Here is an 11,868-nt window from a genome sequence, read left to right on the forward strand (position 1 = left end):
GGGTTGGTCAGTTCCAGAAAGGCCTGCCTTCCCAGCCTTGAACCAGACCCAGCACGCTCGGAGCGCAGCCGGCCTTTGCCATAGTGGCCAAGGGAAGCGTTGCCATCACTTGCTTGAACTTGTCATTCCAGTTTGAGCTGGGATCGATCGCGTGCATCAGCGCCTGGGCCACGACGGCCCGCGAAAAAACCCGACCTCGATCAACTTGTGGCGGGAATTCGGCTTGAATGGCGTTCGCATATTTTGGGGCATTCGATGTGATCGAGGTGTTCCACAAGCGGCTATGGTGAGCACACAGGTTTCTGAGGAGAGTGAGACTCTTCAACCAGGATGTGATCACACTCTCGTCATAGCCAAAGCAAGCTGCGATGCTTTTGCGGTGATCGAGATGGAGGCCAGCCAAGAGCTTGGATAGCTGCCCGATGCTCATCGCTTCCAGGACTGCCCAAATGGGCGGGAGCGACGGGGTGTTGTAGGTGCTGTAGTAGTGCTTCATCGGCAGATTTTCTCTGAGGCCCACTACGTTCCTCAGGAAGTTGCGGTGATCATCACCACTCTCAAAGTGGATGGCATCAAGATAAAAATGCGGCCCGCAAGTGCGGTCGTTCGCCAAAGTGTTGGCGATAGCGGCACGGAAGGCGACCTCGATGCGCTCAATCGCATCCAGGCAAACAAGTCGCAGCTCACGGTCGAAATTGTAGAGCGCGAGAATGTCGTCGAAACGAACACCTGGATGGAATTGTTTCGCTGCGTCTTGGAGTGGACGCATGTAGATCAGCAGGCGGTAGTAGCCGATATAAGTAAGCGCCTGCAGTGCAAGAGCGGATTGGCCTCGCGTGGTCAGGCCTTTGGCTCGCAGGTGTTTAAGAAGGGCTTTCGGGGTCTTCGCCGGCTTGGCGTAAACGACGGGGGTTAGCGGCATGCCGAAGCGTCCTGCTGGCTTTTTCTCGCAGAAAAAACTAACCCCCTGGTGCGCAGTACGGGACAAGTCCCGCCCGAGGCGTGGGGGTTATTCTTGAGATCAATCCTAATCGGGCTTGACGGTGTCGTCAACCTTTGACGTATCGCCACTTAGAGCGGTCTGACTGTCGGCTCTGGTGCGTCCTGTACACATAGCGGGGCCTCGCGCTTACACGGGCGGAAGGACTGAGGAGTACATCGGCCCAGTGTAATTGATCGGCTCACCGTTGATATCCTCAGCCATGCGGTTCTTCGCGTCCACCCAGTCTTGGAGCAAATCGACACGCTCATTGATTAGAGGGTGATTCTCCGAAGATGCTGCGACCAGGAACGCGATCGCCTGGCCTACCTCTACGCAGACCAGTAACGCGAAGTTTACGTGCCAGCTATTCTGACCATAAACGCCAGTCAGCTCGAAACTGTGAAAGTCCTCTCCAAGCGGACCGGAGTCCTCCAGGTGATCAATCACTGACTTCCGGTTGGGGTGAGCGCCGAAGTCGATCGAGGCCTCATAGTGAGCCTGTACGTACTCGGCCATCACTGGATCGATCACCTTGAGCTCTTTTACAGCCCTTCCGACTGTAAAAGTGTCCCGACAATCCTTATGAGCTTTTTCTGAATCGTGTCGGTGAAACCAGACATCGGCCTTCGCTTCGTCACGTGCGATCAGAAACGCATAACAGGCCGACTCAAGCGCTGTACGAACAATCGGAAATGTTGACACAACATGCCCCGATAGCGCTTGCCGTACCCCGCCAAGAAGCATGGTGTAGGCGTTCATCACCAGCAGGCCGGCCGTTGGATTCACTTCGAAATCCCGGGCGAATATCTCCTCCTGAAAGATCTGATCCATCTGGTCTACCAGGCACATCAGCTGAGGCGGCTCAGCCGCATGATCCTGAGCGTTTTCAGTGGTTGCCACCAGGTAGTCCCGCAGGGTGCCGGCATTAATTTTCATCACGCTCCGTCCATGTACGTTAAATCACAGATTTGTGATTTAACGTACACGAAGCATCGTCATGCGGGATTGGATTTTTCGGCTAGTGCGGCGAGAAGGCGGGCATCTTGGAGAGCATGGTGGGGCGGCTCGTCGCCGCTGTAGTCGGCATCGAAGTCGATGCACAGCAGCCCGGGTTGAGGTTGCACGTTGGCCGGCAACCCTGCCGGGTCGACGAGCCACAGCAGCAGAGTCCAGTCATAATCGGGAGCGTCAGTAATGACCTCTACCGGGCCGAGCGCCTGCAGGAAAGCCAGCAGCTCGCCCCTAGCCAGCTCCGTAGTGCGCCCGTGCTTAGACAGATCAAGCTGCGGCAGAACGGTTTCCCGAACAAAATCAGAGCAATCGCTCTCATCCCAGTTGTCGGTCAGCTCGGCATAAAACTCGGGGCCTTCTTGCACTACTAGGGCGAGGCTGATCAGCTTTGCCTGGTAGCGGTTGAGGCTCGTAAACTCGGTGTCCAGGTAGATGCGGCGCATCGTCATCCGGGGTTGCTCCTTTGAGCTATGCACCGTGCATAGGTCTTTTGGCCTTCCATTCCGAGAAGGCTCGAATCAGATCCCCTTCGGGCCAGCTGCCAATTTCCACCCTCTCGTTGACCCAAGCTTGAAGCTCAGCAGAATCGATGCCTAAGGCATCCAGAAAGGCTTTGCTACGAACTGCGGCGGCCCGTCCAGCCTGCGCGATAACTTGCTCAATGGCCAGTTCAACGGATTCCTCAGAAGGGATCACTCCGTTTTCATGGCCGCATGCGGGTGCCTCCTCCCAAGCCTTTCCCTCAGCAGACTGTGAAGCGCTTAGATCACCTTGCTTGAGCAGGCCATCAAGATTCTTGCGCTGGCTCATCGGAGACACCTCGTAGTTCGTAATTAATATTCTGTGAGTTGTGATTTGATCTCTGCCAGAACGCCGATGATCCGCGCCTGCAAACGTGGATCGTGAAGTGCTGCCGCTGCTGCGACAGCTTCAGGATGGTCGACAAGAGTACGCAGCGCATCAATGTCGTTAGCGTTTAAATCGAGGCTCAATTTGATCTGGATAGTCATCGTGCAGCACCGTGCAGATAGATCTGGATGCCGGCCGCCCGGCACTTCGCCAGCATTGCGGAATTGTCGTGGGAAAAGAGTTCGACTCGACTGCGCACACTCAGCGGGGCGTCGTCGAACAGGGCGTTTCGCAGATCCAATAAAACCGTTTCTGTCGGAGGCCACACGCTGAATAGCGCCAGGTGCCAGTTGGTGTTGCAGTCGCCAGGCAGGCCGATAGCGTGTCTCGGCACGACATAGGCAGCTGTTACAGGCACAACGAGATTGGCGATGGTCATAGCCAGGATGAAAGGGCCGGCCAGGCCGTTGCCTGGGGAGGTATGCAGCTCTTCGAGTTGGGCCTCCAGGCAGGCGATCTGGTGATCCCGCATCCCCTCGGCCAGGCGCTGGATCTCGATGAGGGTGTCAAACACCGGCGACCTCCAGAGTTCGCGTCTGAGCGTGTTTCTGGCAGCGAGTGCGCAGCCAGCCGACAGGTTGGCCTTGGTCGCCGTCATGCCATAAGTGGCCATCGTCGCCACAGATCTCGCAAACCTGCAGGGAGCGATGCTCGATCGGCTGCAGCGCTTTGCGGACATCAGGAGAGCAGGCGTTCGTGATGACGCGCAGGGAGCCAAACTTCTCTTTGATCTGGAGGATCTCGACGCCGGCAGGCAACACGGCCAGGGCTTCGCGAGCAAGGTGGAGCCAGCCTCGACCGGCAGAGATTGGGGTGATAGGGCGCAGCCGCGCGCCCGGGAAGTCGGCGGGGGTGATATGTAGGTCGGTCATTACATAGATCTCCTGTGTGCTGCCGTCTCTTGCATCTCTTCCTCCGCCGTCGCAGGTTTCGGTGCAGCCTGCGACTGAGGGCTCTCGTCCTGCTGCTCGGGCACTGCCTGGGGGGGCTGACTTTCCTGATGACAGCGAAGGAGGAGATCGTTGGGATCCTCGCCCTCAGTCATCCGGTAGTCGTCACGGTGATCAGCGACCTGCAGACCGGGAGCTTGCTCGGCGAGCAGTTGCTTCAGAACTTCGGTGTGCCGAGTACCTGCATCATCTTGGTCATAAACGAGATCGACCTGCCGAACACCGGTACGGTTGGCCAGGCCTCGCAGGGCACGGGCAGTATCCTCAGCAGGATTTCCGCCCGAGCTGACGTAGAGCGTGCGGGCGCGCTGCTCGGGGGTATCGAGCTGATACAGGCTAAGAGCGTCGAGACCGCCCTCGGTGACCTTGATTCGCTCGGGGTTCGTGCAGCCTGGGTTGGCGATGTAGACGCCCCTCTGGCTCTTCGAGAAAAGTGCCGGGCCGTCGTGCTTGCGCTCGAAGCCGGTGAATTTTCCGTCTTCGCGGACATGCGGGAAAACGGCGTTCCCGTGCCGGTCGGTGCGCCATTTCGTCTCCGCGAGCGTCTGTTCATCAATACCGCGCGATGCGAGGAAAGCGTTGGACTGGTCGTTGGTCTGTTTGTACTGTTTATATGCCACTGCCCGGCGGAACTCGGCCTGCAGAGCCTCCTGCTCCCGCCGCTGCTCGGCCTGTGCGTCACGCTCTGCAGTCGGCACACACTGGTACTTGGCCCCGGATTCGAAGTCGCGGCCGAAGGCGATTTTCCGCAGTTCGTCACGGGTTTCGAGAAAGCCCGCGCCGGTGGCGTGCTGATGTAGGTGGAACACATCGCCGCCGACGCCGGAGCCTTTACCGCCCTTTACGGCGATCCAGCACTCTTCACCGCGTGCGTTGGTGCGCAAAGTGATTTCGCGCATCGGGTCAGCGCTGTCCAGGGTCTTATTTTCGAGGCGCAGTTTCGCACCGGCGCCGCTCACCTGGACGTACCCCAACCGCTCGGCGTGGGCGCGAAGGTCTACACCATCGCGGATTGCCTGGGTCTCCCGCTGCTGATCGGCCTTCGTCCACACCAGGCGTTGTTTCACCGGAGCCGGCGGCGACAGATCGTGAGTTGTTTGCGCGACTGGCTGAGCCGGCAGTGGCTCGGCGAGCAGTGCGACACGCTCAGCACCGGCTGGCAGATCATAGGGCTTGCCGGGCTTGAGGCGGGTATCGGCGGGCTGGTCGATCAGGCCAGTGACAGCAAACCCCCTGGCAGCGGCTAGGTCGTGGTCGGCCTGGGTCGCGGGCATCACGCTGATTTCCGGGGTCGTCTTCGGCTCGGTCTGCGGCTGGCCAGGATACTGGAAGCGATCGCCGGCCTTTTCGAGCAGATCTTTCGTGCTCGGCTGCCGGACCTGGATGGGGTTTTCCGGGGGCATGCCGGCCTGGGCGTTGGCACGGATCAGCTCGCGGAATTCGGAGTCGGCATCAAGGGCGCAGCGCTTCGATTTAAACGCGGCGGTGTTGCGGGCCAGCTGGTTGATCTGCTGTTGGTCGTTTTCGATGTAGAAAGCGCAGGCCTCCCGCGAGCGAGTGAAGGCAACATAGGCAAGGCGGCGGTCTGTAGACTCCGAGGTGAGGTAGAAAGCCCGATCTACCGTGAGGCCCTGGGACTTGTGCACGGTCATCGCATAAGCGTGGTCGAGAGAGGCAGAGTCCGACAAAAGCCAACTCACCTCCTCCCCAGTGCGGTCGAGGCGCGCGGTGAGCCTGGTATCGTAGATCGGCTCGCCGTTCTCGCCGGTGTCGGTCTGCACGCGCTCGATAGCAGCCAGGGTGGCCCGGTCGCCGTTGTAGACGGGCTCACCATCAATCTTCTGGTTTTTGCGCAGCATGATCCGGTCACCAGGGGCGAGATCCAGGTCTGCATAATCACCTCGGCCGGTCTCGACCGGCACACGAATTTGCTGGGCCTTATCCAGCTCGCCGGTCGAAAAACGGTACTCACGCACCTTCGAGTTCAGGGCGCGGACAGACTGATTACGGTCGGCCAGGAGCAGAATATCTTGCCACTCAGTTCCAGCCGCGTGAGCCTCCAGGGCATCGCGCATCATGAGGTCGATGGGTTTTTCTTTACTATCGCCGGCCGGCATTTTCAGTAGGCCGCGGTTCACCATCATGTCCAGAGCGTCAAGGCCGCCCTGCTCTGCTGGGCCTTCAAACCAAGTCTGCGAGATTGCTCGGTCGGCGGAGTCTTTTTGACGAGCGATTTCGATGAGCTCCGCGCAACCAACTTCCTGCGTGAGCATGTCGAGACTCGACGCCGAGCCGACGGCTTCGAGCTGACGGCCGTCGCCGACCAGGATCAATTTCGCGCCGGCCGCATCACAGTACCCCGCGAGCTTGTGCAGAGTGCGCAAGTCGGCCAGGCCAGATTCGTCGCAGACGATCACGTCCGTCGGCCGGATTTTTTCTCGAAATTTCTCGTTGTCGTTTTCGAGGCGCATCAACAGTGAGTGAATTGTTCTCGACTTGATGCCGGCGGAATTTTCCAGCTCGGCGGCGGCTGCCCCAGAGGGGGCCAGACCGATGACTCGGTTTCCGCTCGACTCGTAAGCGAGGCGCAGGGCGGTCAGGCTGGCTGATTTCCCCGTACCGGCCGCGCCTTGAAGGATCTGAAAGCGGGAGCCAGAAGCGCAGAGCTGAACAGCGGCGCGCTGCTCGTCACGCATCCTGAAACCTTTTTCGGCCTCGAAGCGGGCGATCGCTGCAGAAACGCGCTCACCCGGAATGGCGAAGCGCGACGCAGGCACTTGTGCGGCGTGGGCATAAGAGAGCAGTTCGGCCTCAAGCTGGCGATAAGTCTCGGTGGTGAACTCCCGCGCGCGGCCTTCTTCTGGCGGAAGTTCAATTACGCCGAGTTGCTGGACCAGGCCGACGCGGATCGCGGGAATAGCTTGCTCGCCTCCGTGCAGGATCGACAACTGCGCTGCAGCACGGTCCAAGGCGTGAGCACCGAACACCGAGGCGTTCCGAAAAACCAATTGCTCGGCAAACAGGCAGGTCTGAGGGGTCAGGTCGCCTCGCTGCAGCTCCTGCTGCAGGTTCACCAGCTGCTCGCGCCATTCGGCGCGGAGCTCGTCGCTATCCTTCTCTTTTTTGCCATCGCGGCTCCGTTTCGCTGCCCCACGTGCAGCGTCAGCACCGCTCGCGCCCATCGCGTCGAGCGCTTGTAATATCTCGATTCGGCGCGTCGAAAACTCCAAGACCGTTTCCCGGCTGATGCCGGCGACACGCAGACCGTTGCGATCCAGATCGACTTCCAGGTGCCGGCCAACCTGCGACAGATCGCGCTGCAGAGCGCGGGAGAGGTAGGTGTCAAACAGCGCAGCGAATTCAGTTTGACGGCGGAACATCTCACCACCGTCGAGCGGACGCCACTGCCCGTCAGCGCCGAGGCAGGCATTCGGGATCTCGGCGTGGACATGGAGATGCGGCTCCTGGTTGCGATTTGTGAAGTGAAGGTAGGTCGCCGCGACCATTCGGCCATTGTGCCGATCGCAACCGCCGGCGCCGGTGCGATAGCAGACATAGCCCTGCCGCTCCGCGTAGTCAAAGACGCTGCGCGAGGCTTCCATCATCGCCCGCTCGACGATCAGCTGATGATCGCGTGGCAGCGAGGCATATAAAAGCGAGATCGTCTTGTCGACGTTGAAACTCGTCGAGTAGCCCGCTAGGCCGGTGCCTCGATCCAGCTCGCCTTGGCGACGTGCGGAAACATAGGACTCCCCGGTGCGCGGGTTCGCGCCCGACATGAGCGCAGCGTAGTCGCCGTCCTGGGGTGTAACTCCTAGCCCCAGCGCTGCACCGGCACTGCCAGCGTACTCGGCAACCAGGGTTCCGGCGCCCGGAGCGTGGTAATAGTCCTCGCCGCCGCTGCGCGGCTCATTAGCGTCGTCCCGAACCAGGCCCTCTCCGCGCTCGAAATACGCGGCGCGGGCGGCGATGTCGGCGGCGGTGAATTTGTCGATTGTGAATATGGCCATCAGTGCCCCTCCCCAAGAGCCGTGGCCATGACCTCGGCAACCGCGCGCTGCGCGCCCAGTCGGCTCGCGTCCGCAATCCGAGCCCCCAGAAGGGAAAGAGAGGTCTCGATTTCGGCGCGTATCGCAAGAGCTGCGTCAGCGTCGAGGCCGACCGTTTTGGCGTCATGCAAACGCAACTCGCCGCGCAGAAGAGCGACCAGATCGGAAGTCGGCACGGCCTCCAGGATCGCCTGCAACACCCCAGATTTCGGTGTGCAAAGGTCGCGCACCAGGCGCTCGAACGCCTGCTGGGACCGCTCAGTAGCAATGGTCTGCGTATGGTTTTTTCGCTCGAAAGCCATCCTGTGTCCTCCCCTCCTGGGGGGCTACTACGCCTGTAGTAGTCATGCCTAAACCGAATGCGCCCAATTGGCGCGGGCTTACACGGCTGCACCTCGCGAAGCGAGTGCAGCCGTGTTCTGTCTTCGCCGCTGATATACAAGCATTTCGCATCTCTTTACGCAAGTTATGCTTGACTCGCACTAGTTTACAACTAACATGAGAAGCAAGAGCTAGATGTTTGCACCGTGTTTGCAACAAACAACCAAGAAAAGGCGAAACCTTTGGTAGAGTTGGTAAGCAGTTTCCAACCAATCACAACAAACCAAGGTGATCGCCATGTACGACCGACGCACTGACGCCGAACGCGCCCGTGATGAGAAAGAAGAGTTGGAGTGGATCCGCATGCAGCAGGAAGAGGCCGACCGCAAAACGGCGGCATTGAAGGCCGAGCTGGAGCGCATGAAAGCAGCCGCACAATCAGGCAGCGGTCAGAAGAACGTAAGAGGGAGCGTCACGAAGGCTCTGCTCCCGCGAATCGACATCCTGCGCGAAGCAACGCGCTTAGGTACGCCAATTACGCAGCAGCAGGAAATGCTGGATAGAGCCGGGATCATCGTCAGCTACAACAGCCTGCGGAAATTCATCCAGAAATTCCTTGCGCGCGAATACCGGGAGTTTCTAGCGAATGTACGAACTACGGGGGCCGACCCTGAATACGGGCGTGAATTGCACCCGGAGGTAATTCAGAACAACACCCCTCCTGAGTTCGCCGCGCCCACCGCAGCATCTCAGGAGCAGACCACCCCGCCTGCCGAACAGGCAAAAACCAGCTTTCTGGAAGAGGCCGCAACGCCTCGACAGTTCTTCAAGAAGAAGGAGTAGCACATGAAAGATGCAGTCCACCTGGTCGAAATGGATGACCTGAACCTCGATTCCGCCTGGCTCACTCGCTCGACGATCCGGTCGCAGCAACTGGCGGTCGGCAGCGATGCGGGAGCCCCGATCGAGCACTTGATCTACGGGAGCGGACTCGACAGTTTCGTACTGGATATCGGCGGCAACGAAACGGCCTCGAAAACTCTTGCGGCTGTCGGCGAGCAGATGCTTTTCCGCCATTTCGACCTAGTGGTAATCCCTGTTCGCGACGAGGGGCAGGACGTAGACAACGCGGAAAAAACTATTCAGGCAATCCGCGTACATGACGCCGATGTAAAGATCGCAATCCTGCTCAATGACATTTCATCGCGTAGCCAGAATCTGGCCGATCACGCGCTGCGGGAGTCCTTCGCTGAGGTGTTCGATCTGGCCGAACAGGCAGATGCAGAGCTGCTGGTGATGCCGCGCATCGAGCGGTACGGGCGTAGTCGTCGTCTGGGCCAAACGCAGTGGGAGCTGGCAGAAAACCGCGACGAGCTGATCGAAGAGCTGAAAAACACCGTGCTTAGCGCTGAGGCAAATGGTGACCTCGAAAAAGGTAAGCGCTACACCCGTTTGATCCGATCCGTAACCGGTGCTCGCCAGGCTCGCGAATACATCGATGAAGTACACCGTCGCTTGGATGAAATCCTCGAAGCAGAAAAACAGCGCCTGCGCATCATGGTGGTAAGCACCAAGGGCGGTGTCGGAAAATCGGTTGCGAGCCAGCAGTTGATGGCCACCTACTTGCTTAGCCGCCTGAGGGGCTGATCATGGCCGAAGGTCGACGTACGCCAGGCTCCGACGAGATCCAGTCGATCGTTGATCTCGTAGACTCCCTTGATCGCCTGCGATTCAAGATTGATGGGACAAAAGGACAGCCAGGCCTGCTGGATCGAACCGAGAAGATGGTCGAAAGGATCGGGACCGCAGGCGACAACATCTCTGTTTATGTCGATCGCCTGGCCGCCGCGGATCAGCTTCACGAGCAACTCAAAGCCTTACCTAGCCAGTTACTTCGCCCACATGAATCGCAGGCGTTTAGAGAGTCAATGCAGCGAGCACTCTATGAGGATGCCACTCACATTCTCCGAGCCTCCTACGAAGCTGCAATGACGAGCGGCTGCCTCGAAGCTGTCGAAACAGCGGTCACAGAGATTCAGGCTCGGGTCGACACGGCCGCACTGGAGCGCAGCTACGCAGCAAGAGAGGCAAGTCACGCGCTTCAAAGCAAGCTAGATAGTGCGAACGAAGAGATCACCAAGCTAAAAACGGAGTTGAACGCAGCCCATAAGCAGATCAGCGGGCACAGCACGTCGTTGAACAATCTGCGCGATGTTTTGAACTCCCGATTCATCGAGCAATTAGCGACCGCCCGCAAATGGAACTTAGCCATTGCTACCGGGGCGATTCTCGGAGGAATTCTGAGCAATCTCTATCTGACGCCCAAGATAGAAGCCTTCCTAACATCTGAAGTTATCGACAAGCCGATCCACTACGCGCGCAAGTAGCGCGAAAAATCAGTGTAACTGGAGAAAATTCGCATGACTATTCATGGCGGTGATGGGGACTTTCGTGCCCAGAAAAGTCTTACCCTTATTTCTGAGGCAAACGCCAAAGTGGATGGGAAAGTCATTCTTGCTACGGCAGCACTAGTCGATCGTTTCACTGGCCAAGCTGAAACCCGCACGTTTGAATCGCGTGATGAAGACGCAATTGGCGTCTTCGATCTTAGGCAGCCAGGTCAGGCAGTTATGCACATAGGGCTGATTGCTGCGGATTACCGTATTGGCCTGCTTGAAGCTGAGATCCGCTCATTACGCATTGCCCTGATGAGCGGCACTCCACCGAACGATAGCAGCCTTGAGTTATTCCCTAGCCTGGAGGCGCTTAGAGACGCCTACCTTTCAGATCTACTGACGATGAAAACCGGCCGTATGCCTGAGCTAAATCGCTTTGAGCGGCGACTTTCAAACGCGGACACAAGAGCAAAAATTACTGATGCGGCTCGTGCACTCCAAATAGAGAGCGCTCATCTCGCTGCCCGCAAGGCTGCAGGCAAAGCTGAACGGATTGAGGATTAGATCATGCGAGATGTAAACGACGACCAACTGTCGACCAAGCCAGCTGTCCAGACGGACTAGCCGTACATGCAATTCGAGTGAAGGTATCAAAATCGTCGTAATCATTACGAATCCGCGTTATTTGGCATAGATATGCATTTTCTAGTTCTGAAAGAATGCAAATGGTGAATCAAACCTAAAGTATGCAATAGAAAGCGATTAATTTACTTTCAAACAATCGTTTTACCCGCACCATGCGAACACGCACAAATATATATTTGTGCAATTCCAAAAGCACATCATCTAAAAATATTCACCGCGCCCATCTTGAAAGACTTACGGGCATGATTAAACTAACTATACGCCCAGCCTAGCAAGTATTTGCAAACTCTCAAGGCAGCCAGAATGATGAAAATCAAAAGTATATTTAACGCTTTAAATATCACCCTGCTCACTCTCACAATCTACATCAGCAAAACCATAAAAAATATTAGCCCGAAACAATACAAAACCATCACCAGAGCGGTGATCCTGTTTTGCATTTTAACTGCATTTATTGGACCACCCCGACTAGCGCCAGAACTAAGAATTTTTTCATCAAAGAAATCACCACACGCCGAAAGCACAAGACCAATTGAATTCAATTTTCCACCACCACCACAAACCCCTGACTTTACTAAGATAGGATTGCAGCGATGAACAGCTTT

The 11,868-nt window shown here is 57.7% G+C and carries 14 protein-coding genes; 5 read left to right on the forward strand and 9 right to left on the reverse strand.

Going from position 1 to position 11,868, the window contains the following annotated elements:
- Positions 1–7 precede the first annotated feature (7 nt).
- The 9 genes from LRS11_RS02900 to LRS11_RS02940 form a co-directional block, all read right to left on the reverse strand.
- Positions 8–922: an Abi family protein gene (locus tag LRS11_RS02900; protein ID WP_260495426.1), complete on the reverse strand. Its 915-nt coding sequence runs from the start codon at positions 920–922 to the stop codon at positions 8–10.
- A gap of 207 nt (positions 923–1,129) precedes the next feature.
- Positions 1,130–1,918 (reverse strand): hypothetical protein, encoded by a 789-nt coding sequence (locus LRS11_RS02905; protein WP_089361195.1) that lies wholly within the window; start codon positions 1,916–1,918, stop codon positions 1,130–1,132.
- A 59-nt stretch (positions 1,919–1,977) separates the two neighbouring features.
- Positions 1,978–2,442, reverse strand: coding sequence for a 3'-5' exoribonuclease (locus LRS11_RS02910; RefSeq protein ID WP_089361196.1), 465 nt, complete (start codon positions 2,440–2,442; stop codon positions 1,978–1,980).
- Between the two features lie 19 nt (positions 2,443–2,461).
- Positions 2,462–2,803 carry a hypothetical protein gene (locus tag LRS11_RS02915; protein ID WP_260495427.1) on the reverse strand — a complete coding sequence of 114 codons (342 nt, stop codon included), beginning with the start codon at positions 2,801–2,803 and terminating at the stop codon, positions 2,462–2,464.
- Positions 2,804–2,826: 23 nt separating this feature from the next.
- Positions 2,827–3,003, reverse strand: a complete 177-nt coding sequence (locus LRS11_RS02920; protein ID WP_176443235.1) for a hypothetical protein — start codon at positions 3,001–3,003, stop codon at positions 2,827–2,829.
- Positions 3,000–3,416: a hypothetical protein gene (locus LRS11_RS02925; RefSeq protein ID WP_260495428.1), complete on the reverse strand. Its 417-nt coding sequence runs from the start codon at positions 3,414–3,416 to the stop codon at positions 3,000–3,002. Before LRS11_RS02925 ends, LRS11_RS02920 begins: the two co-directional genes overlap by 4 nt.
- The gene (locus LRS11_RS02930; protein WP_260495429.1) at positions 3,409–3,774 is read right to left on the reverse strand and encodes a hypothetical protein; all 366 of its coding nucleotides are present in this window, start codon (positions 3,772–3,774) and stop codon (positions 3,409–3,411) included. The genes LRS11_RS02925 and LRS11_RS02930 overlap by 8 nt, the downstream gene beginning before the upstream one ends.
- The gene (mobF, locus tag LRS11_RS02935) at positions 3,774–7,862 is read right to left on the reverse strand and encodes a MobF family relaxase (protein ID WP_260495430.1); all 4,089 of its coding nucleotides are present in this window, start codon (positions 7,860–7,862) and stop codon (positions 3,774–3,776) included. Before mobF ends, LRS11_RS02930 begins: the two co-directional genes overlap by 1 nt.
- Complete coding sequence (locus LRS11_RS02940) at positions 7,862–8,203, reverse strand: hypothetical protein (RefSeq protein WP_260495431.1); 342 nt, start codon at positions 8,201–8,203, stop codon at positions 7,862–7,864. The genes mobF and LRS11_RS02940 overlap by 1 nt, the downstream gene beginning before the upstream one ends.
- A 316-nt stretch (positions 8,204–8,519) precedes the next feature.
- On the opposite strand from LRS11_RS02940, the gene LRS11_RS02945 reads away from it, so the two are divergent.
- From LRS11_RS02945 to LRS11_RS02965, 5 genes are all read left to right on the forward strand, one after another.
- Complete coding sequence (locus LRS11_RS02945; protein ID WP_260495432.1) at positions 8,520–9,065, forward strand: hypothetical protein; 546 nt, start codon at positions 8,520–8,522, stop codon at positions 9,063–9,065.
- Positions 9,066–9,068: 3 nt separating this feature from the next.
- Complete coding sequence (locus LRS11_RS02950; protein WP_260495433.1) at positions 9,069–9,869, forward strand: hypothetical protein; 801 nt, start codon at positions 9,069–9,071, stop codon at positions 9,867–9,869.
- Positions 9,870–9,871: 2 nt separating this feature from the next.
- Positions 9,872–10,609, forward strand: coding sequence for a hypothetical protein (locus tag LRS11_RS02955; RefSeq protein ID WP_260495434.1), 738 nt, complete (start codon positions 9,872–9,874; stop codon positions 10,607–10,609).
- Between the two features lie 33 nt (positions 10,610–10,642).
- Complete coding sequence (locus LRS11_RS02960) at positions 10,643–11,182, forward strand: hypothetical protein (protein ID WP_260495435.1); 540 nt, start codon at positions 10,643–10,645, stop codon at positions 11,180–11,182.
- Between the two features lie 384 nt (positions 11,183–11,566).
- Positions 11,567–11,860 (forward strand): hypothetical protein, encoded by a 294-nt coding sequence (locus LRS11_RS02965; RefSeq protein WP_260495436.1) that lies wholly within the window; start codon positions 11,567–11,569, stop codon positions 11,858–11,860.
- Positions 11,861–11,868: the final 8 nt, after the last annotated feature.

Source organism: Pseudomonas sp. J452 (assembly GCF_024666525.1).
Classification (GTDB): Bacteria; Pseudomonadota; Gammaproteobacteria; order Pseudomonadales; family Pseudomonadaceae; genus Aquipseudomonas.

What these genes read in the sequence shown, in the direction of transcription:
- LRS11_RS02900 (WP_260495426.1), bottom strand. Translation starts at nt 922, where the DNA reads ATGCCGCTAACCCCCGTCGTTTACGCCAAGCCGGCGAAGACCCCGAAA.
- LRS11_RS02905 (WP_089361195.1), bottom strand. Translation starts at nt 1,918, where the DNA reads ATGAAAATTAATGCCGGCACCCTGCGGGACTACCTGGTGGCAACCACT.
- LRS11_RS02910 (WP_089361196.1), bottom strand. Translation starts at nt 2,442, where the DNA reads ATGACGATGCGCCGCATCTACCTGGACACCGAGTTTACGAGCCTCAAC.
- LRS11_RS02915 (WP_260495427.1), bottom strand. Translation starts at nt 2,803, where the DNA reads ATGAGCCAGCGCAAGAATCTTGATGGCCTGCTCAAGCAAGGTGATCTA.
- LRS11_RS02920 (WP_176443235.1), bottom strand. Translation starts at nt 3,003, where the DNA reads ATGACTATCCAGATCAAATTGAGCCTCGATTTAAACGCTAACGACATT.
- LRS11_RS02930 (WP_260495429.1), bottom strand. Translation starts at nt 3,774, where the DNA reads ATGACCGACCTACATATCACCCCCGCCGACTTCCCGGGCGCGCGGCTG.
- mobF (WP_260495430.1), bottom strand. Translation starts at nt 7,862, where the DNA reads ATGGCCATATTCACAATCGACAAATTCACCGCCGCCGACATCGCCGCC.
- LRS11_RS02940 (WP_260495431.1), bottom strand. Translation starts at nt 8,203, where the DNA reads ATGGCTTTCGAGCGAAAAAACCATACGCAGACCATTGCTACTGAGCGG.
- LRS11_RS02945 (WP_260495432.1), top strand. Translation starts at nt 8,520, where the DNA reads ATGTACGACCGACGCACTGACGCCGAACGCGCCCGTGATGAGAAAGAA.
- LRS11_RS02950 (WP_260495433.1), top strand. Translation starts at nt 9,069, where the DNA reads ATGAAAGATGCAGTCCACCTGGTCGAAATGGATGACCTGAACCTCGAT.
- LRS11_RS02955 (WP_260495434.1), top strand. Translation starts at nt 9,872, where the DNA reads ATGGCCGAAGGTCGACGTACGCCAGGCTCCGACGAGATCCAGTCGATC.
- LRS11_RS02960 (WP_260495435.1), top strand. Translation starts at nt 10,643, where the DNA reads ATGACTATTCATGGCGGTGATGGGGACTTTCGTGCCCAGAAAAGTCTT.
- LRS11_RS02965 (WP_260495436.1), top strand. Translation starts at nt 11,567, where the DNA reads ATGATGAAAATCAAAAGTATATTTAACGCTTTAAATATCACCCTGCTC.